Origin of the sequence: Dankookia sp. P2 (assembly GCF_050632255.1) — a bacterium.
Taxonomy (GTDB): domain Bacteria; phylum Pseudomonadota; class Alphaproteobacteria; order Acetobacterales; family Acetobacteraceae; genus Paracraurococcus.
In genome coordinates this window covers 5,626,041-5,652,701 of record NZ_CP192581.1, presented here as the reverse complement: position 1 = coordinate 5,652,701, position 26,661 = coordinate 5,626,041, and the positions used below count along the sequence as shown (strand labels likewise).

Sequence of the window (26,661 nt, the reverse complement as noted above, 5' to 3'; positions counted from 1 at the left end):
GCGATCATCCTCCCGCGAGCATGGCGGTCCGGCGGTGCTTCGCGCCGAGCCGGTCGCGGTCGGCGATCCCGGCCCGGGCGAGCTGCGGGTCCGGCACACCGCCATCGGGGTCAATTCTCCACGACTGCTATGTCCGCTCCGGCCTCTATCGCACCCTGGCGCTGCCCGGCGTGCCGGGGATCGAGGCGGCGGGGGTGGTCGAGGCGGTCGGCCCCGGCGTCAGCGGCATCGCCGCCGGCGACCGCATCGGCTATGTCACCGCCGGCTATGGTGCCTATGCCTCCCACCGCCTGCTGCCGGCGGCGCTGGCGCTGAAGCTGCCCGAGGGGATGAGCGACCGGCTGGCCGCCAGCGTCCTGCTGAAGGGGCTGACGGCGGAGATGCTGCTGCGCCAGGTGCATCGCGTCGAGGCCAGCCAGACCCTGCTGGTGCAGGCCGCGGCCGGCGGCGTCGGCCGGCTGCTCTGCCAGTGGGCGGCGCATCTCGGCGCCACGGTGATCGGCACGGTGGGCTCGCCGGCCAAGGCGGAGATCGCCCGCGCCGCCGGCTGCCACCACGTGATCCTGTACCGGGAGGAGGATTTCGTCGCGCGGGTGAAGCAGATCACCGGCGGCCACGGCGTCGATGCCGCCTATGATCTGGTTGGGGCCGACACCTTCGACGGCTCGCTCGAATGCCTCGCCCTGCGCGGCCACCTGGTGAATTTCGGCCAGTCATCCGGCCCGATCCCGCCCTTCGCCGTCACCGCCTCGCGGCGAAGTCCAATAGCCTGACCCGCCCCATGGTCTTCCACTATACCGCCGAGCGCCCGGCGCTCGAGGCGATGGCAGCATCGCTTTTCGCCGCCCTCGCCGTCGGTGCCCTGCGGGCGGAGGTCGGCCAGGCCCTGCCGCTGGCCGAGGCGGCGCGGGCGCATGACCTTCTCGAATCGCGGCAGGCCGAGGCGCCCCTCATCCTGCTGCCGCAGGAATCCGCTTGATGAACGTGGTGACCACCGAGGCCCGTATCGGCGACAGCCGCATCGCCGACCGCCTGCGCCGCGAAACCCAGGGCGAGGTGCTCTGGACCCCCGCCGACCGCGGCCGCTACGCGACGGATGCCAGCATCTACCAGGTCGAGCCGATCGGCGTACTGGTGCCGCGCAGCATCGCCGATGTCGAGGCCGCCATGGCGCTCTGCCGGGAGGAGGGCATCCCCGTCCCGCCGGCGTGGCGGCGGCACGTCGCAATGCGGCCAGACGGTGAACCGGGCGCTGGTGATCGACTGCACCAAGTACCTGCGGGAGCTCGTCGCGGTCGACCCGGCGGCGCGCACCGCGACGGTGCAGCCGGGCATCGCGCTCGGCGCGCTGAACGACCAGCTGAAGCGGCACGGCCTGTTCTTCCCGGTCGATCCTCGACCTGGGCGCGTTGCACCATCGGCGGCATGGCCGGCAACAATCCCTGCGGCAGCAAGTCGATCCGCTACGGGCTGATGGCCGACAACGTGCTGGGCATCGACGCGCTGCTGGCCGATGGCAGCCGGTTCCGCTTCGGCGAGCTGCCGGACAACCTGGGCGCCGAGGTGCCGGCCGGCATCGCCGACCTGATCCAGCGGCTGCGGGCGCTCGGCGCGCGGGAGGCCGAGGAGATCGCCGCCCGCTTCCCCGAGCAGCTCCGCCGGGTCGGCGGCTACAACCTCGATGCCCTGACCCCGGCGGGGCGCGCCGCCGGCCGCGGCAGCCTGGCGCGGCTGCTGGTGGGCAGCGAGGGCACCCTCGCCTTCTCCGCCGCGCTCGATCTCAAGCTATGGCCGATCAAGCCGCGCAAGGCGCTCGGCATCTGCCAGTTCCCGAGCTTCCGCGCCGCCATGGCGGCCTCGCAGCACCTGGTCACGCTGGACCCGGAGGCGGTGGAGCTGGTCGACCGCACCATGATCGACCTCGGCCGCTCGATCCCGATCTACCGCGCCACCATCGACCGCATCGTGATGGGTGACCCGGACAGCCTGCTGATCGTCGAGTTCCACGGCGAGGAGGACGGCCCGCTGGCCCGCCGCCTCGATGCGCTGGACGAGATGATGGCCGATCTCGGCTATCCCGGCGCCGTGGTCCGCTGCATCGATCCCGGCTTCCAGGCGGCCGTCGCCGAGGTGCGCGAGGCCGGGCTCAACATCATGATGAGCATGAAGGGCGACGGGAAGCCGGTCTCCTTCATCGAGGATTGCGCCGTCGGCCTGTCCGACCTCGCCGACTACACCGAGCGGCTGAACGACGTGTTCGAGAAGCACGGCACCAAGGGCACGTGGTATGCCCATGCGTCAGTCGGCTGCCTGCATGTCCGTCCCGTGCTGAACATGAAGGACGGCGAGGACGTGCGGAAGATGCGCGCGATCGCCGAGGAATGCTTCGCCCTCGTCCGCGAGTACAAGGGCAGCCATAGCGGCGAGCATGGCGACGGCATCGTCCGCTCCGAGTTCAACGAGCCGATGTTCGGCCCGCGCGTCGCCCGCGCCTTCGAGGCGGTGAAGGACGCCTTCGACCCCGCCGGCCTGCTCAACCCCGGCCGCGTCGTCCGCCCGCCACGGATGGATGATCGCAGCCTGTTCCGCTACCACCCGGACTACGCGGCCGACGCCAAGGTCACGCCGGCGCTCGACTGGTCGGCCTGGCCCGGCCCGCAGGGCGGGCTGCTCGGCGCGGTCGAGATGTGCAACAACAACGGCACCTGCCGGAAATTCGATGCCGGCGTGATGTGCCCGAGCTTCCGCGCGACACGCGACGAGCAGCACCTGACCCGCGGCCGCGCCAATACGCTGCGCCTGGCGCTCACCGGCCAAGCTCGGCCCGGATGCGCTGGCCTCGGACGAGGTGCATGCCGCGCTGAAGCTCTGCGTCTCCTGCAAGGGCTGCCGGCGGGAATGCCCGACCGGCGTCGACATGGCGAAGATGAAGATCGAGGCCATGGCGGCGCGGGCGGCGAAGCTACGGCGTCAATGCCAAGGACCGGCTGATCGCCACGATGCCGCGCTGGGCGCCCTTTGCCAGCCTTGCCCCCCATCCTGGCCAATGCGCGGGACAGCATCCCCGGCCTGGCCGGCCTGTCCGAACGCCTGCTCGGCTTCGCCGCCGGGCGCAGCCTGCCCCGCTTCCGCCGCGACGCCTTCCACGATGCCGAGCTGCCGGCGCCGGACGGGCGGGAGGGCGAGGTCATCCTCTTCGCGGATGTCTTCAACCGCTACTTCGAGCCGGAGAACCTGCGCGCCGCGGCACGGGTGCTGGCCGCCGCCGGCTACCGCGTCGCCGTCGCCCGGCCGGCCAAGGGCGCCCGGCCGCTGGACGAGGGCCGCACGCTGCTCGCCGCCGGGCTGGTCGAGGAGGCACGGGCCGAGGCGCGGCGGACGCTGGAAGCACTCCCTGGCTTCGCCTCCCCGGTCATCGGCATCGAGCCCTCCTCGCTGCTGACGCTGCGCGACGAATTCCCCGCCTTGCTGCCGGGCCAGGCCGCCCGGGGCGCTGGCCGAGCGCGCCCTGCTGCTGTCGGAATCCCTGGCGCGGGAGAAGCCCCGCATGGCGCTGAAGCCCATCGCCGCGGCCGCCGCGCATATCCACGGCCATTGCCACCAGAAGAGCTTCGGCGCCTTCCCCGCCGCGGTCGCCATGCTGACCCTGGTGCCGGGCCTGAAGGTGACGCCGATCACCTCCTCCTGCTGCGGCATGGCCGGGTCCTTCGGCTATGAGGCGGAGAACCTCGAAGTCTCGAAATCCATGGCCGAGCTTTCCCTGCTGCCGGCGGTCCGCGCCGCCCCGGCCGACCACCTGATCGTCGCCGACGGCACCTCCTGCCGCCACCAGATCGCCGACCTCGCGGGGCGGAGGCGCTGCACAGTGTCCGCGTGCTGGACCGGGCGCTGTCATGACCGAACCCGCGGAGATCCTCGACTTCTGGTTTGGCCCCGACCTCGCGCCGTGGCAACTCGAGCGCTGGTTCCGGCCCGACCCGGCCTTCGACGCCGCCTGCCGCGACCGCTTCGGCGACCTGCTCGCCCCGGCGCGGGACGGCGCGCTGGATGCCTGGGCGGCGACGCCGGAGGGTGCGCTCGCCCTGCTGCTGGTGCTCGACCAATTCCCCGCGCAACCTGCACCGCGGCACGGCCGCCGCCTTCGCGTCGGATCCCCATGCCCGCGCCGTGGCGCGCCAGTCGGTGCTGCGCGACCGGCACGACCTGGCCCTGCCCTGCACCGCCCGCTGCTTCCTCTACCTCCCCTTCGAGCATTCCGAGGAGTTGGCCGACCAGGACCTCTCGGTCGCGCTCTTCGAGGGGCTGCGCGACGACCCGGTGCATGCCGCACCAGGGGCCAGCATCGCCTATGCCTGGGCGCATCGCGCGGTGATCCGCCGCTTCAGCCGCTTCCCGCACCGTAACGCCGCGCTTGGGCGGCCAAGCACGCCCGAGGAGGAAGCCTATCTGGCGCAGCCCGGCGCCGGCTTCTGAGGCAGCGCCAAGACACTGGCCACCTTTTTTCGCCAGGTTGTCGGCAACCCGGTGACATCGCCCGCGTTGTGCATTGCAACATTATCTTGCGATGCAACAAGACGGCTTCTAGTCTGACCGCAAGAACAGGGAGCAGCCCAGCCTACGGCCCGCCTTCAGGTCCTTGCCGGACCGCACCGTCCCGCGCGTCGCGGCCCGGGCACCGGCACAAGGGGGTCATATGCTCCGTCGTTCGCTGCTGGGGGCCGCCCTGGCCACCCCCGCCCTCCTGCTGTCCTCCCGCGCCCGCGCCAACACCCCGGTGGATGTCGAGCTTGATCCTGGCGGTCGATGTCAGCCGCTCGGTCGACCCCGAGGAGCAGGAACTGCAGTTCAGCGGCTACGAAGCCGCCTTCCGCGACCGCAAGCTGATCGAGGGCATCATGGGCGGCCCGGTCGGCGCCATAGCCTGCCAGATGTTCACATGGTCCGACTGGCACATCCAGAACATCCTCGTCCCCTGGACCAAGCTGGACAGCGTCGCCTCGGCCAATGGCTTCGCCGATGCCATCGCCGCCGCCCCCCGCCGCACTTGGCTCTACACCTCGATCTCCGGCGCCATGGACTTCGCCGCGCGACAATCTCGGCCAGGGCTTCGAGGGCACCCGCAAGGTGGTCGACATCTCCGGCGACGGGGTGAACAATCCCGGCCGCCCGGTTGCCGATGCGCGGGAGGAGGCGCTGGCCCAGGGCATCGTGCTGAACGGCCTCGCGGTGCTGGACAAGCAGCCGGGTCCCTTCGCCCAGACCGCCGGCATGCCGCCGCTCGACACCTACTACCGCGAGGAGGTGATCGGCGGCCCCGGCGCCTTCCTGGTGGTGGCCGAGGGTTTCCCGGCCTTCGAGGCCGCGGTGCGCCGCAAGATCATCCGCGAGATCGCGGCCGTCCCGGCCCCGGGCGCCCGGGTGGAGCGCTTCGCCTGAGGCCCGAGCCAGCTTCAAGGCTAGTGTGATTCAATACCGAAAAACCCCTGAGCGTGCGTTGGCGACTGACGGCAGGTAAGCCGCACCGTGCCGGGTGTTAGGGGTTGCTTCACGCCAGGGGTGGCTACTGCCGCTGCACAGAGGACCGGCAGGATGCCAGCACGCAACAAAGCCCCTGGGACACCCTCGGCCAAGGGCCCGGTCGCAGTCGCGGCCAGCCTGCTGGACCGCGCGCTCCGCCGCCGCCTGGCAACCGACCTACGCGGCGCCATCGGCCGCAGCGAGCTGACGCTGCACTACCAGCCCCGCATCCGGCTGGCCGATGGCCTGCGCAACGGGGCGGAGGCCCTGCTCCGCTGGCACCACCCCGCGCGCGGCAGCGTCCCGCCCACTGCCTTCATCCCGATCGCCGAGGGCTCCGACCTCATCGTGGAACTCGGCGGCTGGGTGCTGCGCCGGGCCGCGGAGGAGGCTGCCCGCCACCCGCAGCTCGGCCGCGTCTCGGTCAATGTCTCGGTGCGGCAGCTTGCCGCCGGCGTGCTGCCTGTCCAGGTGGACCTTGCCCTGGCGGAAAGCGGCCTGGCGCCGGAGCGGCTGGAGCTGGAACTGACCGAGAGCCTGCCGCTGGCCGACGTCACCCAGGTTGCTGCCATGCTGGGGGCGCTGCGCAGCCGTGGCATCGGCCTGGCGCTGGATGATTTCGGCACCGGCTATGCGTCCTTCGCCTGGCTCGCGGCGGCTGCCATTCAGCACCCTGAAGCTGGACCGCAGCCTGATCGCGCCCCTGCCCGCCCAGCCGGCCGACCTGGCGATCCTGCGGGCCATCCGCGACATCGGCAAGGCCATGCAGCTCCGCCTGGTGGCCGAGGGGTGGAGACCCTGGCGCAGCAGGCGCTGCTGGCCGGGCTGGGCTTCGAGGAAGCCCAAGGCTTCCTGTTCGGCGGGCCGATGCCGCTCGGGATGCTGCTCGCCGGCCCCGCCGCCGGGCCGGCGACCGGCCTGCCCGCGGCCGGCGAGGCAACCGCCTCGCCGGCGACCGGCTGAGCCCCCTCTTGCGGCGGCGCGGCAAAGCCCCATCGTTGCGGCTGCATGACCCGCCCCCGTATCGCCGTGATCGGCGCCGGCCTCGCCGGCCTCAGCTGCGCCCGCGCCCTCCTCGCCCGCGGCGCCACCATCCGCCTGTTCGACAAGGGCCGCGGCGCCGGCGGCAGGCTGGCGACGCGGCGGGCCGAAGCCGGTGGCCAGCCGCTGCATCCGACCACGGCGCGCAGTACCTGACCGCGCGGGGCGAAGCATTCGCCGCCCTGCTGGCGGCGCATGGCGCCGCACCCTGGGGCGAGCCGGGCCGGCTGGTCGGCGTGCCCGGGATGTCCGGCCTGCCCCGCGCCCTGGCCGCCGGGCTCGACCTGGCCGCGGCCCGGCATGTCATCGCGATCGAGGGCGGGCCGGGCGCCTGGACCATCCGTCATCTCGAGGCCGCGCTTGTCCGCCCCGGCCGGCCGCTGCCAGCGGCCGAGCCGGCGCGCGACGGGCCCTTCGATGCCGTCGCCCTTGCCTTGCCGCCGGCGCAGGCCGCGCCGCTGGTGGCGCCGCATGCGCCCGGCTGGCCCGCCTTGCTGGATGCGGTGCGGCTGGCTCCCTGCTGGACCGTGATGGCAGCCTTCGCCGCGCCCTTGCCGCTGCCGGACGGGCTGCGGCCGGGCGATGGCGGGCCGGTCAGCTGGGCGGCGCGGGACAGTTCGAAGCCGGGCCGGCCACGGGGCGCCGAATGCTGGGTGGTGCAGGGGAGCCCGTCCTGGTCCCGCATGCATCTGGAGGAGGCGCCCGAGGCAGTGGTGCCGGCGCTGCTCGAGGCGCTCGCCGCCCTGGCCGGGGCCGCCCTGCCCGCGCCGATCCACGCCGCGGCGCATCGCTGGCGCTATTCGCTGGTGGAGGTGCCGCTCGGCCGGCCCTGCCTGGCCGACCCGGCGCGCGGCCTCGGCCTTGCCGGCGACTGGTGCCTGGCCGGGCGGGCCGAGGCGGCCTTCGACAGCGGCACCGCGCTCGCCGCCGCGCTGCTGGGGTGATCCCCGGGACACGAAACATGGCTGGTGCCGCGGCTGGCCCGGCCTATCTTCGCCGCATCATGACGATTCCCGCGCCGGAGGCGATCGCCTCCGAAATCCTCCGTCAGGCTGCCGCCCGCGGCGCCGACAAGTCGATCTGCCCCAGCGAGGTCGCCCGCGCCCTGGCCGGCGGCGACGAGGCCGCTTGGCGGCCGCTGATGGGCAAGGTGCGGCAGGCTGCCGTGACCCTTGCCGGGGCCAGGCAGCTGGAGATCCTGCGCAAGGGCAAGCCCGTGACGGTTGACGCCGTGCGCGGCGTGATCCGCCTGAGGGTGCCGGGTGGCACTGCCGGGGAGCCGGAGGCATGAGCGCGCCGATCGCCTCCCTCTTCTCCTCCGGCGCGGGCGGGCTGCCGCCGGCCGAGCCGCTGGACTTCGCCACGCTGCGGCTGCCCGCCTCGCCCAATGCCTGCCTCGCGGCGCCGGCCGGCGCGCATCCGCAGGCGCAGGTGGTCACGCCGCCCCTGCCGGTCGACGCCGGCACCGCATGGCCGGTGCTGCGGGCGCTCGGTGACGGCATGGACCGCGTCGCCCGCTACGGCGAGTTCCCCGCCCGGCGGCAGGCGCAATGGGTGGCCCGCTCCGCGCTGATGAACTACCCCGACATCATCGTGGCGGAGCTTGTGCCCGGGGCGCAGGGTGCCGGGCTCTTCCTCTATTCCCGCAGCCTGTTCGGCTGGTCCGACATGGGCGTGAACCGCAAGCGGGTCGAGGCGTGGCTGGCCGCCCTCGACGCCGCGCTGCGGCGGCGCTGATCCCTCCTTTCCCCTCCTGACCTGCGGAGAAGGCCCATGCGGCGCCTCAGCTTCTTCCTGGCCGATGCCTGGCGCATCGCCGGCCCCTTCTGGCGCAGCGAGGAGCGCTGGCGCGCCCGGCTGCTGCTCGGCGTCGTCGTCCTGCTGAACCTGTCCCTGGTCGGGATGAGCGTGCTGCTCAGCTACTGGAACCGGGAGTTCTTCAACAGCCTGCAGGCGAAGGACGCCGACGCCTTCTGGGCGCTGCTGTTCTGGTGGCGGCAGACGGAGTCGGGGCCGATGCCCGGCTTCGTCTTCGTCGCGGTGCTCTACATCCTGATCGCGGTCTACCAGCTCTACCTGCGCCAGGCGCTGCAGATCCGCTGGCGCGGCTGGATGACGCGGCAGGTGCTGGACCGCTGGCTGGCCGACCGCGCCTATTACCGCATTGCGCTCACCGATCCCGGCACCGACAACCCGGACCAGCGGGTCGCCGAGGACCTCAGGATGTTCGTGGACAACACCCTGGCGCTCGGCCTTGGCCTGATGCGCTCGGTCGTGTCGCTGTTCAGCTTCATCCTGGTGCTCTGGGGTCTGTCGGGCCCGGCGACGCTCTTTGGCATCGAGATCCCCGGCTACATGGTCTGGGTGGCGCTGGTCTACGCCGTGGTCGGCACCGTTCTGGCGCATTGGGTCGGCCGGGCGCTGATCCCGCTGAACTTCAACCAGCAGCGGGTCGAGGCCGACTTCCGCTACGCCCTGGTCCGGTTGCGCGAGAATGCGGAAGGCATCGCGCTCTATGGCGGGGAGGCCGACGAGCGGCGCGGCCTGGTGCAGCGTTTCCAGGCGCTGATCGAGACTGGTGGGCCATCATGGTCGCCACCAAGCGGCTGACCTTCTTCACCGCCGGCTATTCGCAGGTGGCGACCGTCTTTCCCTTCGTCGTTGCCGCTCCGGCCTATTTCGCCGGCAAGATTCCGCTCGGCGGCCTGACCCAGACGGCCAATGCCTTCGGGGAGGTCCAGGGGCGCTCTCCTGGTTCGTCGACAACTACGCCTCCCTCACCGAATGGCGCGCCACGGTGAAGCGCATCACCGGCTTCATGGACGCGATCGATGCCGCCCGCGGCGCGACCGAGGCCGGCGCCGGGGTGCAGGCGGCGGCCGAGCCGCGGCCCGACCTGGCGCTGGACGGCGTGACCCTGGCGCTGCCCGATGGCCGCGTCCTGCTGCGGGACGCCGCGGCCCGGATCGAACCCGGCGAGGCGGTGCTCGTCGCCGGGCCATCCGGCTCCGGCAAGTCCACCCTGTTCCGGGCGATCGCCGGCATCTGGCCCTTCGGCGCCGGGCGGGTGCGGGTGCCGCAGGGCGCCTCGGTCCTGTTCCTGCCGCAGCGGCCCTACCTGCCGCTTGGCTCGCTGCACCGCGCGGTCTGCTACCCCCGCCCGGTGACCGACTTCACCGAGGCCGAGGTGCGGGCGGCGCTGGAGGATGCCGGGCTCGGCCACCCGCGGCGCGGCTGGAGGAGGAGGATGCCTGGGACCGGCGCCTCTCGGGCGGCGAGCAGCAGCGCGTGGCGCTCGCCCGCGCCCTGCTGCTGAAGCCGGACTGGCTCTTCCTCGACGAGGCCACCGCCAGCCTCGACCCGGAGGCCGAGGCGCGCTTCTATGCGTTGCTGAAGGAAAGGCTGCCGCGGACGACGCTGGTCTCGATCGCGCATCGGCCGGCGGTGGCGCAGTACCACCAGCGGGCATTGCGGGTGCGGGAGGGGCGGCTGGCGGCCGGCGCGATATAGCGCGGAACCGCGGTGCGTCGCAGCCCGTTCACCGCCGCGTGCACCCGGGGGCCGGAGCCACCCGGGAAGGAGAGACTATGCTGCAACGGCTCTGGGACCTGATCCGCGGCAGCGTCGAAGGCTACATCGCCGACGACGCCATGAGTCGCGGCGCCGCGATCGCCTACTACTCCTTCTTCTCCGTCGCCCCGCTGCTGGTCATCGCCATTGCCATCGCCGGCATCTTCTTCGGGGCCCAGGCGGTGGAGGGCGCGGTCGCGCACCACCTGCACGAACTGATGGGCGATACCGGCGCCCAGGTGGTGGAGGGCCTGATCCGCAGCGCAGCCGACCAGCAATCCGGCCGCATCGCCGCGGTGATCGGGATCGCCGTGCTGCTGATCACTGCCAGCAGCGTCTTCACCGAGGTGCAGACCGCGCTGAACGTCATCTGGCGCGCCCCGCCGCCTGAGCGCGATACCTGGATCCACCTGCTGCGCAACAAGCTGGTCAGCGTCGGGCTGGTGCTCGGCACCGGGCTGCTGCTGCTTGCATCCCTGACCGCGACGGCGGTGATGGCGGCAGTGACCACCTGGGCGACCGAGCTGGTGCCGCAGACCAGCAACCTCATCGGCCTGACCAACTTCGCGCTCAGCTTCGGCATGACCGCGCTGGTTTTCGCCGGCATATACAAGGTGCTGCCGAACCGACATATCGGCTGGCGCGACGTGGGCGTCGGCGCCCTGGTCACCGCCTTCCTCTTCACCATCGGCAAGTGGTTGATCGGCTTCTATATCGGCACCACCGGCATCGCCAGCACCTATGGCGCGGCGGGCGCGCTGATGGCTGTGCTGCTCTGGATCTACTACTCCGCGCAGATATTCCTGCTGGGCGCGGAGTTCACCAAGGTCTGGGCCGGCATGCTGGGCAATGCCGAGGCGCAGGAGGCTCTGGCCGCCGAGCCGGTCAATCCCTGCCGCAAGCAGCGGCGCCGGGAAAGGCCGCGCAAGAGCGCCGCCCCCACGGTCGGCGCCGCGGCACTGACGGCGGTGGCGCTGACCCTGCTGAAGCGCAAGCGCTAGCCGGGGTGGTCGAGCCGTGATTTACGCCCTGCACGGTTCCACTCAGGACGATCGCGGCTAGCCCTCCTCCCGCACCACCCGCAGCACGCCATCGGCGTAGCGTTCCAGCTTGCTGCGGCCGACGCCCGGGATCATCGCCAGGTCTTCGGCATCCTGCGGCCGCATCGTGGCGATCGAGGCCAGCGTCTCGTTCGAGAAGATCATGTAGGCCGGCAGGCCCTGGATCTCGGCCTCCCGCTTCCGCCAGGCACGCAGCGCGTCGAACAGCGGGTCGCCCGCCATGGCCGGCGGGGCGCCGCGGCCGGCCCGCTCGCGCGGCGCGCCGGCGGTCACCGCCTCGGCCCGCAGCATGACCTTCCGCTCGCCCTTCAGGATCGGCTTGGCGGCATCGGTCGGCACCAACTCGCCATGGTTCTCGATGGCGACGTCAAGCGCGCCGATCGCCACCAGCTGCCGCGCGACGCCGCGCCAGGCCTGGTCCGACAGGTCCTTGCCCACGCCGAAGGTCGGCAACTGGTCGTGCGAGAATTGCGCGACCTTGTCGGTGACCTTGCCGCGCAGGACATCCACCAGATGCGCCACGCCGAAGCGCCGCCCGGTCCGCAGCACCGCGCTCAGCAGCTTCTGCGCCGGCACCGTGCCGTCGAACAGCCGGGGCGGGTTGCGGCAGACGTCGCAGGCGCCGCATTCTCCGGCCCGTCCTCGCCGAAGCAGCGCAGCAGGATGCGCCGCCGGCAGGTCGCCGCCTCGGCGATCGAGACCATCGCCTCCAGCCGGGCCCGCTCGATCCGCTTCTGCTCCTCGGTCGCCGGGCTCTCCAGGATGCGGTGGCGGGCCAGCGCGATGTCGCCGGCGCCGTACAGCAACAAGGCACGGGCCGGCAGCCCGTCCCGCCCGGCGCGGCCGATCTCCTGGTACCAGCTCTCCGGCGATTTCGGCAGGTCCAGGTGCGCGACCCAGCGGACATCCGGCCGGTCGATGCCCATGCCGAAGGCGATGGTCGCCGCCATGACAACGGCATCGCCACGGGCGAAGCGGCGATGCGCGTCCCGCTTGGCGCCCGGCTCCATCCCGGCATGGAAGCTCAGTGCGTCGTAGCCGTCGCCGCGCAGCCATTCCGCGGTCTGCTCGGTCTTGGCCCGCGTGCCGCAATAGACGATGCCGGCGCCGGTGCCGTCGCCGGCCGCCTTGATGAAGGCGCGCAGCTGGCCGCGCTCGCTCTCGCGCGGCTCGGCGGCGATCAGGATGTTCGGCCGGTCGAAGCCGCCGCGGAAGACCGGGCTGTCGGCGAGGCCGAGCTGCGCCCGGATGTCCTCGACCGTGCGCGGATCGGCGGTCGCCGTCAGCGCCATCCGCGGCACCTCGGGGAAGCGCGTCGCCAACAGGCCGAGCCCGCGATATTCCGGCCGGAAGTGGTGGCCCCACTGGCTGACGCAATGCGCCTCGTCGATCGCAAACAAGGCCAGCGGCCGGCGCTCGAGGAAGTCGAGCGTCCCGTCCAGCAGCAGCCGTTCCGGTGACACATAGAGCAGCTTGATGGCGCCACGGGCCAGGTCGCGCTTCACCTCGCGCGCCGCATCCTCGGGCAGGTCGGAATGCAGCGCGGCGGCGGCGACGCCCTGCTGCCGCATCGCCGCGACTTGGTCTTCCATCAGCGCAATGAGCGGCGAGACGACGACGCCGAGTCCGGGGCGGCAGAGCGCCGGCACCTGGAAGCAGAGCGATTTACCGCCCCCCGTCGGCATGAGCACGAGTCCGGAGCCGCCCGCCATCACATGGCGGACGATCTCCTCCCTGGCGTCCGCGGAAGGCGGGGTGGCCGAAGACGCGGTGCAGGACCTCCTCGGGCGCCTCGCCCTCGGTGTCCTGCCTCGGCTGGTCGAGCATGCCGCGGCTATAGCATGCCGCGGCCGAGTCCCAACCGCCTCGCGCGGCCTTATTGGCCGATCACGATCTCCACCCGGCGCGATCTGGTCGGGAAGCTGTCGAACGGCACCGCCCCGCGCGATCTGATGCGGATGCGGCTACGCGGGATGCCGTTCTCCGCCAGGTGGTCGGCCACGTGCTGCGCCCGTGTCGTGGCGAGCGCCTTGTTGAAGGCGGCGGTGCCGCTGTCGGGCGCCGCGAAACCGCGGACGCGCACGGGGGCGTTGGGCCTCTCCTTCGCCATGCCTGCGGCCTGGGCGACGATCGCCTGGGCATTCTCGTCAAGCGCCGCGCTGTCGGCGTTGAAGAACACCACCGTCACCGGGGCGGGTGCGGGCTCCGGCGACTGGCAGGCGGCCAGGGCCAGCAGGGGCAGGACAGCGAAAGCGAGGCGACGGCGCATGGCGCGACTCCGGATCGGTCAGTGCGGAGATTGGTCCGGGAAAGCCACGCCGCCGTCAACCACGTCGCCGCCTCAGCGCGAACAGGCGGCGCCGCCGAGGACGCAGAATTCGGCGCAATGCGGATGGTTCAGCGCCACCGGCCGGGACGCCTCGGCCAGCGTAGGCCCCAGCTCGACTGCGGGTCGTAGGGCAGCAGCGTGCAGGCCAGCACCGCAGGCCGTGCGGCGCCGCGCCGCTTCACCAGCATGCGGGCGGAGGCGCACATCAGGCTATCGGGTGACTTCCGCAGGATGCCCCAGCAGGCGGTGGTGATCTCCGGCACGTCGGCGCCGGCATCCATCTCCGGGAACAGCATGAGCGAGACCGGGTCGGCGGCATCGATCGGGATGGCGTGTTCAGCGAACAGGGCCGCGAAGCCGGCCCGCATCGCCGCCTCCCCTCCTGGCCGAAGCCGGCGCGGCCGGCGACATGGGTGCGGAAGCCCTGCCGCGCCAGCCATTCCAGCCCGTCCAATGCCTGGGCGAAGCTGCCCTCCTGCCGTTCCAAGTCGTGCAGCAGCGCCGAGTGGTGGTCGAGGCTGACGCGCAACGTCAGGCGGTCGCCATGCGCCGCGCGCAGTGCCAGCAGCGCGGCGCCGTGGTTGCGCATCGGCTTCATCGCATTGGTCAGCACCAGCGCCCGGAAACCGCGCGACAGCACCTCCTCCAGCATCTGCGGCAAGTCGCGGTTGAGGAAGGGCTCGCCTCCGGTGAAGCCGATCTCCTCGACCGGCAGGGCGTCGCGGGCGACCTCGTCGAGGTAGGGGCGCAGCTCGGCCGCGGTGAGATAGGCCAACGCGTCGTTCCGCGGGCTGCTCTCTATGTAGCAGTTGCGGCAAGTGATGTTGCAGAGCGTGCCGGTATTCACCCAAAGCGTCCGCAGCGCCGAAAGCGCGACGCTCGCCCGCGGCTCCCCTTCGCCGTCACCAGCGGGTCGCGGAACTTCAGCGGGTCGATCGGGCGGGTCGCGGGGGTGGCGATGACGGACACGCGGCTTTCGCTCCTGGCAGGCAGAGGACCGGTACGACCCTGCGGGTGCCGGTGGTTACCCCGGAGCCTATCACAGCTCCTTGTCGGCGCGGCGACCGGCCAGGCCCGAGGCATTTGAGGCGGCGCAAGGCCGCTGCCGCGACACGGCGGAATCCTGGCGCCCGGGCCCAGGCTGGGCCCGTGGCAACAGCAACGACGGAGATGTCCATGCTCTCCCGCTTCCTTGCATCCCGCAACGACCTGACCCGCGGGGACGATCCCTTCTTCCAGCTCCAGCGCGAGCTGAGCCGCGCGGTGGACGACGTGTTCCGCGGCGCCGCCGGCCCGCGCATGCCCTTCGGTGGCGGCTTCGCCCCGAGCCTCGACGTCAAGGAGACCGAGGCCGGGCTGGAGCTGACCGCGGAACTTCCCGGCGTCGCCGAGAGCGATATCGACCTGTCGCTGGAAGGCGAGACGCTGACGCTGCGCGGCGAGAAGAAGGAGGAGAAGAAGACCGAGGAGCGCGGCCTGCACATGCAGGAACGCAGCTTCGGCAGCTTCCGCCGCAGCCTGCGGCTGCCCTTCGCGCCGGAGCCGGGCAGCGTCTCGGCCAGCTTCGACAAGGGCGTGCTGCATGTGACGCTGCCGCGGCCGGCCAAGGCAGAGGCCGCCGAGAACAAGATCCAGATCAACGGGCCGAAGGGCTGAGGGGAAGGCAAGGCCGGGGCGAAGGTATTCGCCCCGGATCCCTCAGCTATTTCCGGGCGTCGGCATCCGCCGCGCGGCAGCACCCGGACTCACAAAAAGCAACGGTGGGGTTTGGGGAGGACATGCTTTTCCCTCCCCAACCTTCAGCCGGCCGCTGGCAGCGCCCGTCCGCCGGCCAGCCGCAGCACCCGCGTCGGCCGCTCGACGCCCACCAGCCGATGGGTGATCAGGATCACCGTGCGGCCGGCGGTCACGCCCTCCAGCGTCTCGAGAAAGGCCCGCTCGGTTTCCGCATCCAGCCCCGCCGTCGGTTCGTCCAGCACCAGCACCGGCGCGGCCGAGAGCAGCACCCGCGCCAGCGCCAGCCGCCGTGCCTGGCCGCCGGAAAACCGCGCGCCGCCCTCGCCGCAGCGGGTCGCCAGGGCTTCCGGCAATGCCCGCACCAGCTCGCCTATCCCCGCCTTGTCCAGCGCCCGCCACAGCGCCGCATCCGGCGCGCCGGGCGCGGCGATGCGCAGGTTGGCGGCGATGCTGTCGTCGAACAGCCGGGCATCCTGGGTCAGGCAGGCGATGCGGCGGCGGATGAACTCGGCGGGCAGCTCGGCGATGTCCACGCCGCCGAAGCTGATCCGCCCGGCCTCGGGCACCGCCAGCTTCAGCAGCAGCGCCACCAGGCTCGACTTGCCGATACCGGAGGGGCCGAGCAGCGCCAGCCGGGTGCCCTCCGGGATATCGAGATCGAGCCCGTCGAAGACCGCGGCGCGGTCAGGCGTCCAGGCGAAGCGCAGCCCCTCCACCCGGATCGCATGGCCGGTCGGCTCCTCGGCGGGCGCCACCGGCTCGGCCACCGGCGGCGGCGCATCGGCCAGCTTGAAGAGCCGCCGCGCCCCGGCCGCGGCGCCGGCCAGCGCAACGCCCGCCCGCGGCAGCAGGCCGAGGGCTTCCGCGGAGGCGACCGCCAGGAACAGCCCGAGCACCGCAAGCGCGGCGCCCTCCGCCCCGGCCGCAAGTCCCCAGGCCAGCGCGCCGAGCAGCGCCGCCTGCACCAGCAACGTCCCCGCAGCCCCGGCCCAGGCGGCCCGCCAGCCGAGACCGCGCTGCGCCCGGGCCAGTGCGGCGGCCTCCCGCGCCAGGGTGGCGCCAGCCGCCTGCTCGCCATTCGCCGCCAGCACGTCCTCGACGCCGAGCAGCGGGTCGATCGCCGCGGCGCGCAACCGGCCCTGCGCCGCGGCGGCCTGCGCCGCCGCCCGCGCCGCGCCAGGGGCCAGCAGCAGCGGCAGCAGCAAGGCGAGCGCGAGCGGCAGGGCGACGATCGCCGCAAGCAGCGGGGCCCCGGCCAGCAGCGCCGCGCCCGCCAGCACCACGGCCAGCGCCGAGATCATCGGGACCAGCGCGCGCAGATAGAGCCCGTCGAGCGAGTCCACGTCGGAGACCAGCCGCCCCAGCAGGTCGCCCGACCGCCCGAGACCGATGCCGCCCGGCAGGCGGTCCGACAGCCGGCGGAAGAACCAGATGCGGGTATCGGCCAGGGCGCGGAAGGTGGCGGCATGGGTGACCATGCGCTCCGACCAGCGCGCCGCCGGGCGCAGCGCTACCAGCGGCCGCAGCAGCAGGAAGGCGATCCCGCCGCCCACCGCCGCCCCGCCGAGCGCGGCGGCGATGCCCTGCCCCGCCAGCGCCAGCAGCGCCACGCCGAGCAGCGTCGAGCCGGCCGAGACGGCGATCCCGGCGGCGAGCCAGCCGGCTTGCGCCCGCCAGAGGCCGAGGGTGCGGCGAAGGTCGCGCAGCATCGCGCCTAGCCCTGCGCCATGCGCGGTGTGCCGACCGCGCGCCCGGCCTCGATCTCGAGCACCCGGCCGAGCCGCGCCCGCGCCCCGCTATGGCTGGCGATGATCGCGGTTCGGCCGAGGCAGAGCCGCTGCAGGCTCTCGATCACCTGGGATTCCGTGCCGGGGTCGAGATGCGCGGTGGGTTCATCGAGCAGCACCAGCGGCGCGTCGCGCAGGAAGGCGCGGGCCAGCGCCACCCGCTGCGCCTGGCCGCCGGACAGGCCCCAACCACCCTCGCCCACCAGCGTATCCAGCCCCTGCGGCAGGGCTTCGGCGAAGTCCAGCACATGCGCGGCCTGCGCCGCAGCCTCGACCTGCGCCGGCGTCGCCTCCGGCCGGGCGAAGCGGATGTTCTCGCGCAGGGTGGCGCGGAACAGGTGTGGATGCTGCCCGACATAGGCGCTCAGGCGGCGCAACTCGGCCGGGCGCAGGGCCATGGCGTCCTGGCCGTTGATCGAGACGCGGCCCGCCTCCGGCCGGGCGAAGCCCATCAGGATGCGCAGCACCGAGGACTTTCCGGCGCCCGAGGGCCCGGCCAGCACCAGCGTCTCCCCGGCGCTCGCCCGGAAGGAAAGCCCATCCAGCGCCGGCGGCCGCGCCGGGTCGTAGGCGAGCCGCACATCGGTGAAGGTGACGGTGACGCGCGGCGGCATCGCCTCCAGCAGCAGGCCGGGCGCCGGGCCCTCCGCCAGCAGCGGCGCCAGCGCGGCGGCGGCGCCGGCGGCCGAGAGCCGGTCCTGGTAGGCCGCGGCGAGGCCGCGCAGCGGGGCGAAGAAGGCCGGCACCAGCAGCAGGCTGAACAGCGCCGCGGTCGGGTCGGCGCCGCCGCCGAGCAGCGCCCGGTGCCGCCAGGCGAGGCAGGCCAGCACCCCGGCCGAGAGCAACTCGAGCGCCGTGCCCGAGAGGAAGGCGACGCGCAGCACCTTCATGGTATGGGCGCGCAATTCGGTGGCGGCCTCGCCCAGCGCCACCGCCTCCGCCTCCTGCCGGTTGAACAGCACCAACGTCGGCAATCCGCGCATGCGGTCGAGGAAGCGGCCGGACAGCCGCCCCAGCGCCTCGAACTGCCGTCGGCTGGCCTGGGCGGCGCCGATGCCGGTCAGCGCCATGGCGACGGGGTAGAGCACCCCGGCGATCGCCAGCACCACGCCGGAGCCGAGATCGGCCCAGGTCACGGCGGCGAAGACCAGCACCGGCCCGACCATGGCCAGCGCCGCGGCGGGGATCCAGCGGGCGAAGTAGCCATCCAGCGCCTCGACCCGGTCCACCACGAGCGAGGCGCGGTCGCCGACGCCGGCCTGGTCGGCCGGGCCGCCCTCCAGCAGCCGGGCGAAGGCGGCATCGCGCAGCCGGGCGCGGGCGGTCTCGCCGGCCGCGAGTTGGGCGCGTTCCTGGGCGAGCGCCAGCGCGGCGCCGAGGAGGGCCAAGGCGGCGGCCGCGGCGAGTTCCGACCAGCCGGCATCGCCATGCCCGAGCAGCGCGGCGAGCAGCCGCGCCACCAGCCAGGCGCCGGCGACCGCCGCCACCAGGGCACCTAGGCCCAGCAGGATGGGCAGCAGCACCTGCCGCCGGAGCGCACGGGATTCGCGGCGCAGCAGCGCCCGGGCGGCGCCGTCCCGCGTCGCCGAGGGAGAGTCCATGGCCCCTTCTAACCCCGCCGGCGGCAGGACGTCACGCCAACCCGGCTTGCCGCCGGCTGAAACCGCCGTCACATGCGGGCGGACCGTTCCGGAGACGCCCGCCGATGCTGCCCCACCATGGCCGCTATGCCTACCACCCCTGGCCCGAGCGGCCGCGCTACGCCTGGCCGGGCGGGGCCAGGCTGGCGGTCTATCTCGGCGTCAATCTCGAGCATTTCGCCTTCGGCGAGGGGCTCGGGGCGGAGCTCGCCCCCGGCGGGCCGCAGCCCGACGTGCTGAACCATGCCTGGCGGGATTACGGCAACCGGGTCGGCGGCTGGCGGCTGATCGAGCTGCTGGACCAGCTTGCGCTTCCCGCCACCGTGCTGCTGAACAGCGCGATGTACGACCACGCGCCGCAAGCTCGTCGCGGCGCACCGCGCGCGCGGCGACGAGATCGCCGGCCATGGCCGGACCAATCCCGAGCGGCAGAGCCTCCTGCCCGAGGCCGAGGAGCGCCGGCTGATCGCCGAGAGCACCGCCGCCATCCGCCGGCATGAGAGCGCGCGCCGCGCGGCTGGCTTTCCCCTGGATCGCCGAAAGCCGGCGGACGCCGGAGCTGCTGGCCGAGGCCGGCTACGCCTATACGCTCAACTGGTGCATGGACGACCAGCCCATCTGGATGGCGACGGAGGCGGGACGGCTGCTGGCCATCCCCTATCCGCAGGAGGTCAACGACATCCCCGCCATCGCCGTCCGCCGCGACGGCGCCGAGCAGTTCGCCGCCATGGTGCTGGCGGATTTCGAGGAGCGGCTGGAACAGGTCGGGCGCGACGGCATCCCCCAGGTGATGGGGATCGCGCTGCACCCCTACATCATCGGCCAGCCCTACCGGATCAGGGCGCTGCGCGGCGCGCTGGCCGCCATCGCGGCGCGGCGGGACGCGGTATGGATCACCACCGCTGGCGCGGTCTTCGACCACCTCGCCACGCTGCCGGAGGGAATGCTGCCATGATCAGATGCGGGCTGGTGCTCGGCACCCTGCTGCTCGGCGCCTGCGTCGGCGCGCCGGATGCCTCGACGCCGCAGCCGGTCGCGGCGGTCGAGGTGCCGCGCTACCTCGGCGCCTGGCACGAGGTCGCCCGGCTGCCAATGTGGGCGCAGGATCTGTCCTCCGTCTCCTGCGAGGACACAGTGGCGACCTACACCGCGCGGCCGGATGGGCGGATCGGCGTGCTGAACCGCTGCCTCAACGCGCTCGACAATGACAAGCCGCGCGAGGCGGCCGGCCAGGCCTATGCGGTCGCGGGCAGCAACAATGCCCGCCTGCGGGTCAGCTTCTTCTGGCCCTTCTACGGCGACTACTGGGTTATCGGGCTCGACCCCGACTACCGCTGGGCGGTGGTGGGGGAGCCGTCGCGCCGCTGGCTCTGGGTGCTGTCGCGGACACCAAGCCTGCCGCAGGCGGAATTCGACAAGGCGCTGGGGATCGCGCGAACGCAGGGCTACGACCTGGCGCCGCTGAAGGTCGCCCGCGGGCAGCGGGGCTGAGCCGCGCCCCGTCGCCTCGAGCCAATTCATTCCGGCTCAAGCCGGTTCAGGCCGCGGGCAGCCCGGGCTTGCCTTTCGTCCGCCTTTTCAACGGCCTGCCACCGCGGCCGGATCCAGGCGTTCAGGCTTTGAGGGAATAAGCCGGGGCTCGGCGGGCCGCGGCCATCGTTTTCGGACAAAGCCCCGGCCGCCGACGGGCGCAGCTTGCGGGTCGGATGCGGCTATCAAAGAACAAGGAAAAATATCCTATATCGGCTCGGCGGCCTGCGCCAGTCCTATTCCCGCCCGGCGCTGCTGCCGCACCGCCACACTTCCGCGCCATCCCCGTCCCGCGCACCACATCTGGCGCAGCCAGCGCAAGCGCGAACCGTTCGGTGCGGATGAACAGCAGAAACCTCATCGATGGTGCGATCCGCGCCACCCGGCGCTGGCCGGTGCCGCTGCGCTACGCGGCAACCTGCGCCCTGGTCGGCGCCGTGCTGGCGCTGCGGCAGCTGGCCGACCCCGTTCTCGGCGAGCATGAGCGCTTCCTGCTCTTCCTGGCTGCCATCCTGCTGGCGGCCACGCTGTTCGACCGCGGCTCCGGCATCCTGGCGACCCTGCTCTCGGCCATGGCGGTCAGCTTCGTCTACATGCCGCCGCACTACAGCCTAGTGATCGGCGACCGCGCCCAGCTTGCCTCCCTGCTGATCTTCGTGGTGATCGGCGTCCTGCTCGCCAGCGTGGTCGAGGCCATGCACCAGGCGATCGAGGGCCTGCAGGCAGCGCAAGCCAACCTGCAGGAGGTGCAGCGGGCCCGCGCCCTGCTGCTCGAGGAGTTCCGTCACAGGACTCGCAACGACCTCGGCTCCCTGGTCGGCATCCTGCTGCTGCGGGCCCGGGCAGCGACCTCGGAAGCCGTCCGCGACGGGCTGCGCGAGGCGGCCGGCCACGCCATGGCGCTCGCCCGGGTGCATACGCGGCTGGCCCAGGGCAGCGTCGCGGCGGATGACGCGACCACGGTGGACACCCGGGAATTCGTCGTCGGGCTCTGCGAGGACCTGGCGAAGGCGATGGCCGGCAACGGGCTGCGCCCGGTCGCGCTGCATGCCGAAGCGGAGGCGCACCGGCTGAGCACCGAGCGTTCGGTGCAGCTTGGCCTGGTGCTGAACGAGGCGATCACCAATGCCTTCAAATACGCCTTCCCCGAGGGCCGAGGCGGCCAGGTGCTGGTCCGCTTCTGGCGGGAGGACGGGCATTTCCGGCTGACGGTGGTGGATGACGGGCCGGGCGTCTCGCCCGATGGCGAGGCGGCCGAGACGCCGCCGCAGGGCTCCGGCCTCGGCACCCGGCTGTTGCGGGCCCTGGCGGCGCAGCTGCGCGGGTCCTTCGCCCGGCGGGCGGGGAGGATGGGGTGGGCACGGTGGTGGAACTGCGCTTCCCGGCGGATACGCCGGCGCGGGGTCAATAAGGCTGGGGAGAAGGTACTCTCCCCAGACCCCTCATCTACTTCTGTGAGTCGGCACTCGCTGGGCGGCGGCAGCCGACTCACGGAAAGGAAGGGTGGGGTTCGGGGAGGGAATACTCTTCCCCCGAGCTTTCCTAGGCCGCCAGCCGGCCCGCCGGTACCCGCCGCATCGCCCCGCCCGGCGTGGCGCCCGGCACGGCCGCGGCCATGTCGGCCGCGACCAGCAGCTTCTGCCAGTCGACGCCGGTCTCGACCCCCATGCGGCGGAACAGCCAGACCACGTCCTCCATCGCCACGTTGCCCGTGGCGCCCGGCGCGAAGGGGCAGCCGCCGATGCCGCCCGAGGCGGCGTCGAAGATGCGGCAGCCGGCCTCCCAGGCCGCCGCCACGTTGGCGACGCCCATGCCGTAGGTGTCGTGGCCGTGGAAGGCGAAGCGCAGCCCCCAGGCCTTGTGGGCCTGCTCGAAGACGCGCCGCACCTGGTCGGGCGAGGCGTTGCCCGTCGTGTCGGCCAGCGCGATCTCCATCGCCGGGTCGAGCGCGACGACGCGCTCGATGAAGTCCAGCGCGTCGCGTTCCGGCACCACGCCCTCGAAGGGGCAGTGGAAGGTGCAGGAGAGATTGAAGCGGATCTTCGTGCCCTTCGGCGCCTCCCGCACGATGGCGGCGAGGTCGGCGAAGCTCTCCTCCCGCGTGCGGTTGAGGTTGGCCTTGTTGTGGCTCTCGGTCACCGACATGAACAGGCCGAGCCGGTCGGCGCCGGCATTCATCGCCGCGTCGAAGCCCTTCCGGTTCGGCACGAGGACGGTGCATTCGAGCCCGGCAAGCTGCTTGGCGACCTTCAGCACCTCCCCCGTATCCGCCATCTGCGGCACGGCGCGGGGCGAGACGAAGCTGCCGACCTCCATCCTGCGAAGCCCCGCCTCGTAGCTGGCGCGGACCAGGGCGATCTTGGTCTCGGTCGGCACGAAGGCGCCGATGGACTGCAGGCCGTCGCGCGGCGCGACCTCGGAAAGCTCGACCGTCTCGGTCATGGCGCGTCCTCCTTGGGGAATACCTGGTCGTTGTGGGCGCCGGCGGCGGACCGGTCCAGCGCACCATGTCCCGCGGCGAGACGCCGTCGAAGCGGAAGGGCGCGGCCGGGTGCAGCACGGTCCCGAGCAGCGGGTCCTCCACCTGCATCACCAGCCCGCGGGCACGGAAATGCGGGTCCTCGGCGCAGTCGCGCATGTCGTAGAGGCGCGAGCAGGGCACCTCGGCAGCCTCGAGGATCGCCTCGGCCTCGGCGCCGGTCTGCGTCCGGGTCCAGGCGGCGATGGCCGCGTCCAGCTCGACGACATTCTCGCAGCGCAGCGCGTTGGTGGCGAAGCGCGGGTCGGCGGCAGATTCGGGGCGGCCGATCGCCGCCATCATCCGGCGGAAGATCAGGTCGGAATTGCCGGCGATGCAGAGCCACTTGCCGTCAGCGCAAGGGTAGGTGTTGGTCGGCGCCGCTGTCTTGATGGCGGCCCCCTGCGGCTGCCGCACCCAGCCGAACAGCCCGTATTCCGGCAGCATGCCCTCCATCAGGCTGAACACGCTGCTGACGAGATCGACGTCGATGACGCGGCCGCGCGCGGCGGGGTCGCCCTTCACCTGCCAGCAGGCGGCGACCAGGCCCATCGCGGCATACATGCCGGCCAGGTCGTCGCTGATCGAGACGCCGCAGCGCGGCGGCGGGTGCTCGGACTGGCCGGGATTGGCGGTGAGGTGGCGGAGGCCGCCCATCGCCTCGCCGATCGCGCCGAAGGCCGGCTTGTCGCGATAGGGGCCGTCCTGGCCGTAGCCGCTGATGCGGGCGATGACCAGTCGCGGGTTGACCGCGTGCAGCGCCTCGGGGCCGAGCCCGTAGCGCTCGAGCTGGCCGGGGCGGAAATTCTCGACCAGCGCGTCGGATCTGGCGACGAGCTGCTTCAGCTTCGCCTTGTCGGCGGCATCCTTCAGGTTGAGCGTGACCGAAAGCTTGTTGCGGCCATGCACGCTGAACCAGACGGCGTTGCCCGCCACCGCCGAGCCCCAGCCGCGCACCGGGTCGCCCTCGGGCGGCTCGACCTTGATGACCTCGGCGCCGAGATCGGCCAGCAGGCGGGTGGCGAAGGGCGCGGCGATGTAGTGGCCGAGCTCGACGACGCGGAGGCCCGTGAGGGGCAGGTTCGGGGCCGCTGGGGCCGGGTTCTTCTCGGACATGGCCGGAAGACATAGGCCAGAACGGCGCGGGCCGGAACCGGCCGGAGGCGGAGGCCTGGCGCCTCCGCCCCGGCGGCTCAGCGGAAGGGCATCGCCGGCTGCGGCATGGCCTTTCCCTTGGCCGCGTCGCCCTGGCTCATCCGGTTCAGGCTGCCGGTGCTGTCGACGGCCTGGGTCGGCAGAATCGGTGCCGGCCTGGGCCCGGGACAGGCTCTGGGCATTCAACTGGTCGGCCATGTTGTCCTGCGGGTTGGCGGAGCGGCGGGACTTCTGGCTGGCCGCCTCGGCCGTGCCGGCGGCAAGGGTGAAGGCCAGGGCCGCCGCGGCGATGGCGATGCTGGAAAAGCGCATGCTGTTCCTCCCGTTGGGGTCCGTGGACTTGGCCGCCAAGCGGAAGCCCGGACGGCAGCAGCATGAACCGAAACGGGGCAGCGGGACTGCACCTCACGCCGATTTGGGCCAGACCGGCGCGGAATCACGCACCGATCCATCCGGGCACCCGGCAGGCGGGCCCGTGTCCCGCCCCATCGGGGCCGCCGTGGAGCGGCGCCGCGGCTCCCTGCCGAAGCCGCAGGCGGCGCGACCTCTGCCGGTCGCGCCGCGGGCCCTTAGCGCATGCCGCCGCCCGCGCCGACCGGCCCGCTGCTGCCGGTGCCGCCGCCGCCGCTCATGCCGGGCCCCCCATCGAGGAGCCGGACATGCCGCGGCCCTGCATGCCGGAGCCCGACATGCCCATGCCGCCGCTGCCGGACATGTCCATGCCGCTGCCCATGCCGCTTCCCCATGCCACTGCCGGAGCCGCCCATGGCGTCGCGGCCGCCCTGGGCGCGCTGCAGGCTCTGGGCGTTCAGGTCATCGGCGCTGTTGTCGCTGGCGCTGGCGGCGCCGCGGGCCGTGGCGCCGCGCTGGTGGTGGCGCTCGGACGCCGCATCGGCCGGAAGCGAGGCGAGGCAGAGGCCGAGCGCGGCAGCGGCCGCGACGAAACCGGTAAAGCGCATAGGTGCAATCTCCCTGTCCTTGTGGCGGGGCAAGGCGCCCCGGCCGCGGCGGGGCGCCGCGGGGCGGAGGGACGGACCTGCCCCCTGCCGCCGCCCGGGTCACCCCCGGCGACGGGATTTCCACCGGGGCGGCAACGGGGCCGCCGGGGGAGGGTTTCCCGCCCGCCCATCCTGCGCCAGCATCCCTCCCCGCACCGTCATCGCAGGGGAGACCGGGGCCGATGCCCGACACGGAGACCGCCAACGCCGCCCTGGCCGCGGCCGCCGGCGCGCAACGCGCCTGGGCCGACCACCGCGCGGATGTCGAGCAGGCGATCGCCGCCGCCGCCCGGCTGCGCAGCGGCTTCACGCGGCCCGCCGACCCGGCGGCCGAGCCGCTGCCCGCCCACACCGCCCCGGAGCCGAAGCGGTGACCGCGCCGCACCTCCTGCCGCTGGCCGAGGCCGCGGCGCTGATCGCGGCGCGGCGCCTCTCGCCGGTCGAGCTGCTGGCCGATTGCCTGGCGCGGGTCGAGGCGCTGGAGCCGCGGCTCAACGCGGTGATCCGCCTGGTCGCGGAGCAGGCCATCGCGGCGGCGAAGGCGGCCGAGGCGGAGATCGCCACCTCCGGCCCGCGCACGCCGCTGCATGGCATTCCCGTGGGCCTGAAGGACATCATCGATCTCGCCGGGCACCCCACCACCTGCCATTCGAAGCTCTGCCTCGACCGCCGCGCCGGCGCGGATGCCGCCGTGGTGGCGCGGCTGCGGGAGGCCGGGGCGGTCTTCCCGGCGAAGCTCGCCACGCATGGATCCGCCATCGGCGGGCCGGCCTTCGACCTGCCCTTCCCGCCCGCGCGCAATCCCTGGAACACCGCGCACCACCCGGGCGGCTCCTCCTCCGGCTCGGGCGCCGCGGTCGCGGCGCGCATGCTGCCGGCGGCGCTCGGCACTGATACCGGCGGCTCGGTGCGGCACCCGGCCAGCCATTGCGGATTGGTGGGACTGAAGCCGACCTATGGGCTGGTCTCCCGCCGCGGGGTCTTCCCGCTTTCGTTCACGCTCGACCATGTGGGACCGATGACCCGCACGGTGCGCGACAACGCCATCCTGCTGAACGCCATCGCCGGGCACGACCCGGAGGATCCCGGCAGCGCGGCGCATGCGCCGGAGGACTATGCCCGCCACCTGCACCGCGGCGTCCGGTCGCTCCGCATCGGCTTCGTCCGCCACTTCCACGAGCGCGACCTGCCCGCCTCGCCCGAGGTCAGCGCGGCGCTCGAGGCCGCCGCCGCGCTGCTGGCCGCCGAGGGCGCGACGATCGTCGATGTCACGCTGCCGCCGCTTGGCGAGTTCGCCGCCGTCAACCGTGCCATCATGCTGCCGGAGGCGACCGCGATCCACGAGGCCTGGCTGCGCGAGCGGCCCGGCGACTATGCCGCGGTGACGCGCCGCCGGCTGCTGCCCGGCCTCTTCGTCAGCGGCACCGACTATGTCCAGGCGCAGCGCCGCCGCCGGCAGCTGACCGATGCCGTGCAGGCCGCCTTCGCCGAGGTGGACCTGCTGCTCTGCGCCAGCTCGATGGACCCGGCCAGCCTGATCGACGACGAGCCGGAGGTGGAGCGGACCTATCCGCGCCAGGCGCGGACGCCCTTCAACGTCACCGGCCATCCCGCCATCTCCGTCATGTGCGGGCTTAGTCCCGCCGCCGGCCTGCCGCTCGGGATGCAGATCGTCGGGACGAGCTTCTCCGAGGCACTGATCTTCCAGGCCGCTGCCGCGTATGAACGGGCCGCGCCCTGGCGCGACATGATGCCGCAGCTATGACCGGAACCCGATT

Annotated in this window: 31 protein-coding genes and 6 pseudogenes; 26 read left to right on the top strand and 11 right to left on the bottom strand. The window is 73.0% G+C overall.

Annotation, left to right across the window (positions count from 1 at the left end; genetic code table 11):
• Positions 1 to 170 precede the first annotated feature (170 nt).
• The 19 genes and pseudogenes from ACQ86J_RS33575 to ACQ86J_RS33485 all read left to right on the top strand — a co-directional run bounded on the left by ACQ86J_RS33575 (position 171) and on the right by ACQ86J_RS33485 (position 11,129).
• Positions 171 to 773, top strand: coding sequence for a zinc-binding dehydrogenase (locus tag ACQ86J_RS33575; protein ID WP_431268916.1), 603 nt, complete (start codon positions 171 to 173; stop codon positions 771 to 773).
• Between the two features lie 8 nt (positions 774 to 781).
• Positions 782 to 979 carry a hypothetical protein gene (locus ACQ86J_RS33570; protein WP_431268915.1) on the top strand — a complete coding sequence of 66 codons (198 nt, stop codon included), beginning with the start codon at positions 782 to 784 and terminating at the stop codon, positions 977 to 979.
• Positions 980 to 1,096: 117 nt separating this feature from the next.
• Positions 1,097 to 1,473 (top strand): annotated as a pseudogene (locus ACQ86J_RS33565) (FAD-binding oxidoreductase); the annotation flags it as partial.
• Positions 1,474 to 2,991 carry an FAD-linked oxidase C-terminal domain-containing protein gene (locus tag ACQ86J_RS33560; protein WP_431272627.1) on the top strand — a complete coding sequence of 506 codons (1,518 nt, stop codon included), beginning with the start codon at positions 1,474 to 1,476 and terminating at the stop codon, positions 2,989 to 2,991. It abuts the pseudogene before it with no gap.
• Positions 2,992 to 3,027: 36 nt separating this feature from the next.
• On the top strand, positions 3,028 to 3,717 hold the full coding sequence (locus ACQ86J_RS33555) for a hypothetical protein (protein WP_431268914.1): 690 nt from the start codon (positions 3,028 to 3,030) through the stop codon (positions 3,715 to 3,717).
• A 176-nt stretch (positions 3,718 to 3,893) separates the two neighbouring features.
• Positions 3,894 to 4,049: pseudogene (locus ACQ86J_RS33550) on the top strand (DUF924 family protein); the annotation flags it as partial.
• 22 nt (positions 4,050 to 4,071) lie between these two features.
• A complete protein-coding gene (locus tag ACQ86J_RS33545; protein ID WP_431268913.1) occupies positions 4,072 to 4,473 on the top strand; it encodes a DUF924 family protein in 402 nt (133 codons plus the stop codon).
• Positions 4,474 to 4,778: 305 nt separating this feature from the next.
• Positions 4,779 to 5,030, top strand: a pseudogene (locus tag ACQ86J_RS33540) (DUF1194 domain-containing protein); the annotation flags it as partial.
• On the top strand, positions 5,005 to 5,436 hold the full coding sequence (locus ACQ86J_RS33535; protein WP_431268912.1) for a DUF1194 domain-containing protein: 432 nt from the start codon (positions 5,005 to 5,007) through the stop codon (positions 5,434 to 5,436). The pseudogene ACQ86J_RS33540 and the gene ACQ86J_RS33535, both read left to right, overlap by 26 nt.
• A gap of 153 nt (positions 5,437 to 5,589) precedes the next feature.
• Positions 5,590 to 6,480: an EAL domain-containing protein gene (locus ACQ86J_RS33530; RefSeq protein ID WP_431268911.1), complete on the top strand. Its 891-nt coding sequence runs from the start codon at positions 5,590 to 5,592 to the stop codon at positions 6,478 to 6,480.
• A gap of 45 nt (positions 6,481 to 6,525) precedes the next feature.
• A complete protein-coding gene (locus ACQ86J_RS33525; RefSeq protein ID WP_431268910.1) occupies positions 6,526 to 6,714 on the top strand; it encodes an FAD-dependent oxidoreductase in 189 nt (62 codons plus the stop codon).
• Positions 6,715 to 6,803: 89 nt separating this feature from the next.
• Complete coding sequence (locus tag ACQ86J_RS33520; protein WP_431268909.1) at positions 6,804 to 7,502, top strand: FAD-dependent oxidoreductase; 699 nt, start codon at positions 6,804 to 6,806, stop codon at positions 7,500 to 7,502.
• A 17-nt stretch (positions 7,503 to 7,519) separates the two neighbouring features.
• Positions 7,520 to 7,849, top strand: a complete 330-nt coding sequence (locus ACQ86J_RS33515; RefSeq protein ID WP_431268908.1) for a DUF3253 domain-containing protein — start codon at positions 7,520 to 7,522, stop codon at positions 7,847 to 7,849.
• Positions 7,846 to 8,295: a DUF1499 domain-containing protein gene (locus tag ACQ86J_RS33510; protein ID WP_431268907.1), complete on the top strand. Its 450-nt coding sequence runs from the start codon at positions 7,846 to 7,848 to the stop codon at positions 8,293 to 8,295. The genes ACQ86J_RS33515 and ACQ86J_RS33510 overlap by 4 nt, the downstream gene beginning before the upstream one ends.
• 36 nt (positions 8,296 to 8,331) lie before the next feature.
• Entirely contained in the window at positions 8,332 to 9,168 is an 837-nt protein-coding gene (locus ACQ86J_RS33505; RefSeq protein ID WP_431268906.1) for an SbmA/BacA-like family transporter, read from the top strand.
• Positions 9,147 to 9,359, top strand: coding sequence for a hypothetical protein (locus tag ACQ86J_RS33500; RefSeq protein ID WP_431268905.1), 213 nt, complete (start codon positions 9,147 to 9,149; stop codon positions 9,357 to 9,359). Before ACQ86J_RS33505 ends, ACQ86J_RS33500 begins: the two co-directional genes overlap by 22 nt.
• The gene (locus tag ACQ86J_RS33495; RefSeq protein WP_431268904.1) at positions 9,356 to 9,874 is read left to right on the top strand and encodes an ATP-binding cassette domain-containing protein; all 519 of its coding nucleotides are present in this window, start codon (positions 9,356 to 9,358) and stop codon (positions 9,872 to 9,874) included. The genes ACQ86J_RS33500 and ACQ86J_RS33495 overlap by 4 nt, the downstream gene beginning before the upstream one ends.
• Positions 9,847 to 10,068: a hypothetical protein gene (locus ACQ86J_RS33490; protein ID WP_431268903.1), complete on the top strand. Its 222-nt coding sequence runs from the start codon at positions 9,847 to 9,849 to the stop codon at positions 10,066 to 10,068. The genes ACQ86J_RS33495 and ACQ86J_RS33490 overlap by 28 nt, the downstream gene beginning before the upstream one ends.
• Before the next feature lie 77 nt (positions 10,069 to 10,145).
• The gene (locus ACQ86J_RS33485; RefSeq protein ID WP_431268902.1) at positions 10,146 to 11,129 is read left to right on the top strand and encodes a YihY/virulence factor BrkB family protein; all 984 of its coding nucleotides are present in this window, start codon (positions 10,146 to 10,148) and stop codon (positions 11,127 to 11,129) included.
• A 57-nt stretch (positions 11,130 to 11,186) separates the two neighbouring features.
• Here ACQ86J_RS33485 and recQ read toward each other — a convergent pair.
• The 6 genes and pseudogenes from recQ to ACQ86J_RS33455 form a co-directional block, all read right to left on the bottom strand.
• Positions 11,187 to 13,016: pseudogene (gene recQ / locus ACQ86J_RS33480) on the bottom strand (DNA helicase RecQ).
• 49 nt (positions 13,017 to 13,065) lie between these two features.
• The gene (locus ACQ86J_RS33475; RefSeq protein ID WP_431268901.1) at positions 13,066 to 13,458 is read right to left on the bottom strand and encodes an OmpA family protein; all 393 of its coding nucleotides are present in this window, start codon (positions 13,456 to 13,458) and stop codon (positions 13,066 to 13,068) included.
• Positions 13,459 to 13,530: 72 nt separating this feature from the next.
• Positions 13,531 to 13,617: a hypothetical protein gene (locus tag ACQ86J_RS33470; RefSeq protein ID WP_431272626.1), complete on the bottom strand. Its 87-nt coding sequence runs from the start codon at positions 13,615 to 13,617 to the stop codon at positions 13,531 to 13,533.
• The gene (locus ACQ86J_RS33465) at positions 13,587 to 13,724 is read right to left on the bottom strand and encodes a hypothetical protein (protein WP_431272770.1); all 138 of its coding nucleotides are present in this window, start codon (positions 13,722 to 13,724) and stop codon (positions 13,587 to 13,589) included. The genes ACQ86J_RS33470 and ACQ86J_RS33465 overlap by 31 nt, the downstream gene beginning before the upstream one ends.
• Positions 13,724 to 14,365 carry a radical SAM protein gene (locus ACQ86J_RS33460; protein ID WP_431268900.1) on the bottom strand — a complete coding sequence of 214 codons (642 nt, stop codon included), beginning with the start codon at positions 14,363 to 14,365 and terminating at the stop codon, positions 13,724 to 13,726. The genes ACQ86J_RS33465 and ACQ86J_RS33460 overlap by 1 nt, the downstream gene beginning before the upstream one ends.
• Positions 14,362 to 14,487 carry a hypothetical protein gene (locus ACQ86J_RS33455; RefSeq protein WP_431268899.1) on the bottom strand — a complete coding sequence of 42 codons (126 nt, stop codon included), beginning with the start codon at positions 14,485 to 14,487 and terminating at the stop codon, positions 14,362 to 14,364. The genes ACQ86J_RS33460 and ACQ86J_RS33455 overlap by 4 nt, the downstream gene beginning before the upstream one ends.
• Positions 14,488 to 14,694: 207 nt before the next feature.
• Between ACQ86J_RS33455 and ACQ86J_RS33450 the strand changes: the two genes are divergently transcribed.
• Positions 14,695 to 15,174, top strand: a complete 480-nt coding sequence (locus ACQ86J_RS33450; protein WP_431268898.1) for an Hsp20/alpha crystallin family protein — start codon at positions 14,695 to 14,697, stop codon at positions 15,172 to 15,174.
• Between the two features lie 143 nt (positions 15,175 to 15,317).
• Here the strand turns inward: ACQ86J_RS33450 and cydC are convergent, their stop codons facing one another.
• Entirely contained in the window at positions 15,318 to 16,964 is a 1,647-nt protein-coding gene (gene cydC / locus ACQ86J_RS33445) for a thiol reductant ABC exporter subunit CydC (RefSeq protein ID WP_431268897.1), read from the bottom strand.
• Positions 16,965 to 16,969: 5 nt separating this feature from the next.
• Positions 16,970 to 18,643: a thiol reductant ABC exporter subunit CydD gene (cydD, locus tag ACQ86J_RS33440; protein WP_431268896.1), complete on the bottom strand. Its 1,674-nt coding sequence runs from the start codon at positions 18,641 to 18,643 to the stop codon at positions 16,970 to 16,972.
• 104 nt (positions 18,644 to 18,747) lie between these two features.
• Here cydD and ACQ86J_RS33435 point away from each other — a divergent pair, with 104 nt between their 5' ends.
• The 4 genes and pseudogenes from ACQ86J_RS33435 to ACQ86J_RS33420 form a co-directional block, all read left to right on the top strand.
• The gene (locus ACQ86J_RS33435; RefSeq protein WP_431268895.1) at positions 18,748 to 19,182 is read left to right on the top strand and encodes a hypothetical protein; all 435 of its coding nucleotides are present in this window, start codon (positions 18,748 to 18,750) and stop codon (positions 19,180 to 19,182) included.
• Positions 19,179 to 19,637, top strand: a complete 459-nt coding sequence (locus tag ACQ86J_RS33430) for a hypothetical protein (protein ID WP_431268894.1) — start codon at positions 19,179 to 19,181, stop codon at positions 19,635 to 19,637. Before ACQ86J_RS33435 ends, ACQ86J_RS33430 begins: the two co-directional genes overlap by 4 nt.
• Entirely contained in the window at positions 19,634 to 20,173 is a 540-nt protein-coding gene (locus tag ACQ86J_RS33425) for a lipocalin family protein (protein WP_431268893.1), read from the top strand. The genes ACQ86J_RS33430 and ACQ86J_RS33425 overlap by 4 nt, the downstream gene beginning before the upstream one ends.
• Before the next feature lie 215 nt (positions 20,174 to 20,388).
• Positions 20,389 to 21,489 (top strand): annotated as a pseudogene (locus ACQ86J_RS33420) (sensor histidine kinase); the annotation flags it as partial.
• Positions 21,490 to 21,754: 265 nt separating this feature from the next.
• On the opposite strand, the gene ACQ86J_RS33415 reads toward ACQ86J_RS33420, so the two are convergent.
• The 3 genes and pseudogenes from ACQ86J_RS33415 to ACQ86J_RS33405 form a co-directional block, all read right to left on the bottom strand.
• On the bottom strand, positions 21,755 to 22,654 hold the full coding sequence (locus ACQ86J_RS33415) for a hydroxymethylglutaryl-CoA lyase (RefSeq protein ID WP_431268892.1): 900 nt from the start codon (positions 22,652 to 22,654) through the stop codon (positions 21,755 to 21,757).
• Positions 22,655 to 22,787: 133 nt separating this feature from the next.
• Positions 22,788 to 23,846: pseudogene (locus ACQ86J_RS33410) on the bottom strand (CaiB/BaiF CoA transferase family protein); the annotation flags it as partial.
• 608 nt (positions 23,847 to 24,454) lie between these two features.
• Positions 24,455 to 24,844, bottom strand: a complete 390-nt coding sequence (locus tag ACQ86J_RS33405; RefSeq protein WP_431268891.1) for a hypothetical protein — start codon at positions 24,842 to 24,844, stop codon at positions 24,455 to 24,457.
• A 221-nt stretch (positions 24,845 to 25,065) separates the two neighbouring features.
• On the opposite strand from ACQ86J_RS33405, the gene ACQ86J_RS33400 reads away from it, so the two are divergent.
• Both ACQ86J_RS33400 and ACQ86J_RS33395 read left to right on the top strand, forming a co-directional pair.
• Complete coding sequence (locus ACQ86J_RS33400) at positions 25,066 to 25,257, top strand: hypothetical protein (RefSeq protein WP_431268890.1); 192 nt, start codon at positions 25,066 to 25,068, stop codon at positions 25,255 to 25,257.
• Entirely contained in the window at positions 25,254 to 26,648 is a 1,395-nt protein-coding gene (locus tag ACQ86J_RS33395; RefSeq protein WP_431268889.1) for an amidase, read from the top strand. Before ACQ86J_RS33400 ends, ACQ86J_RS33395 begins: the two co-directional genes overlap by 4 nt.
• Positions 26,649 to 26,661: the final 13 nt, after the last annotated feature.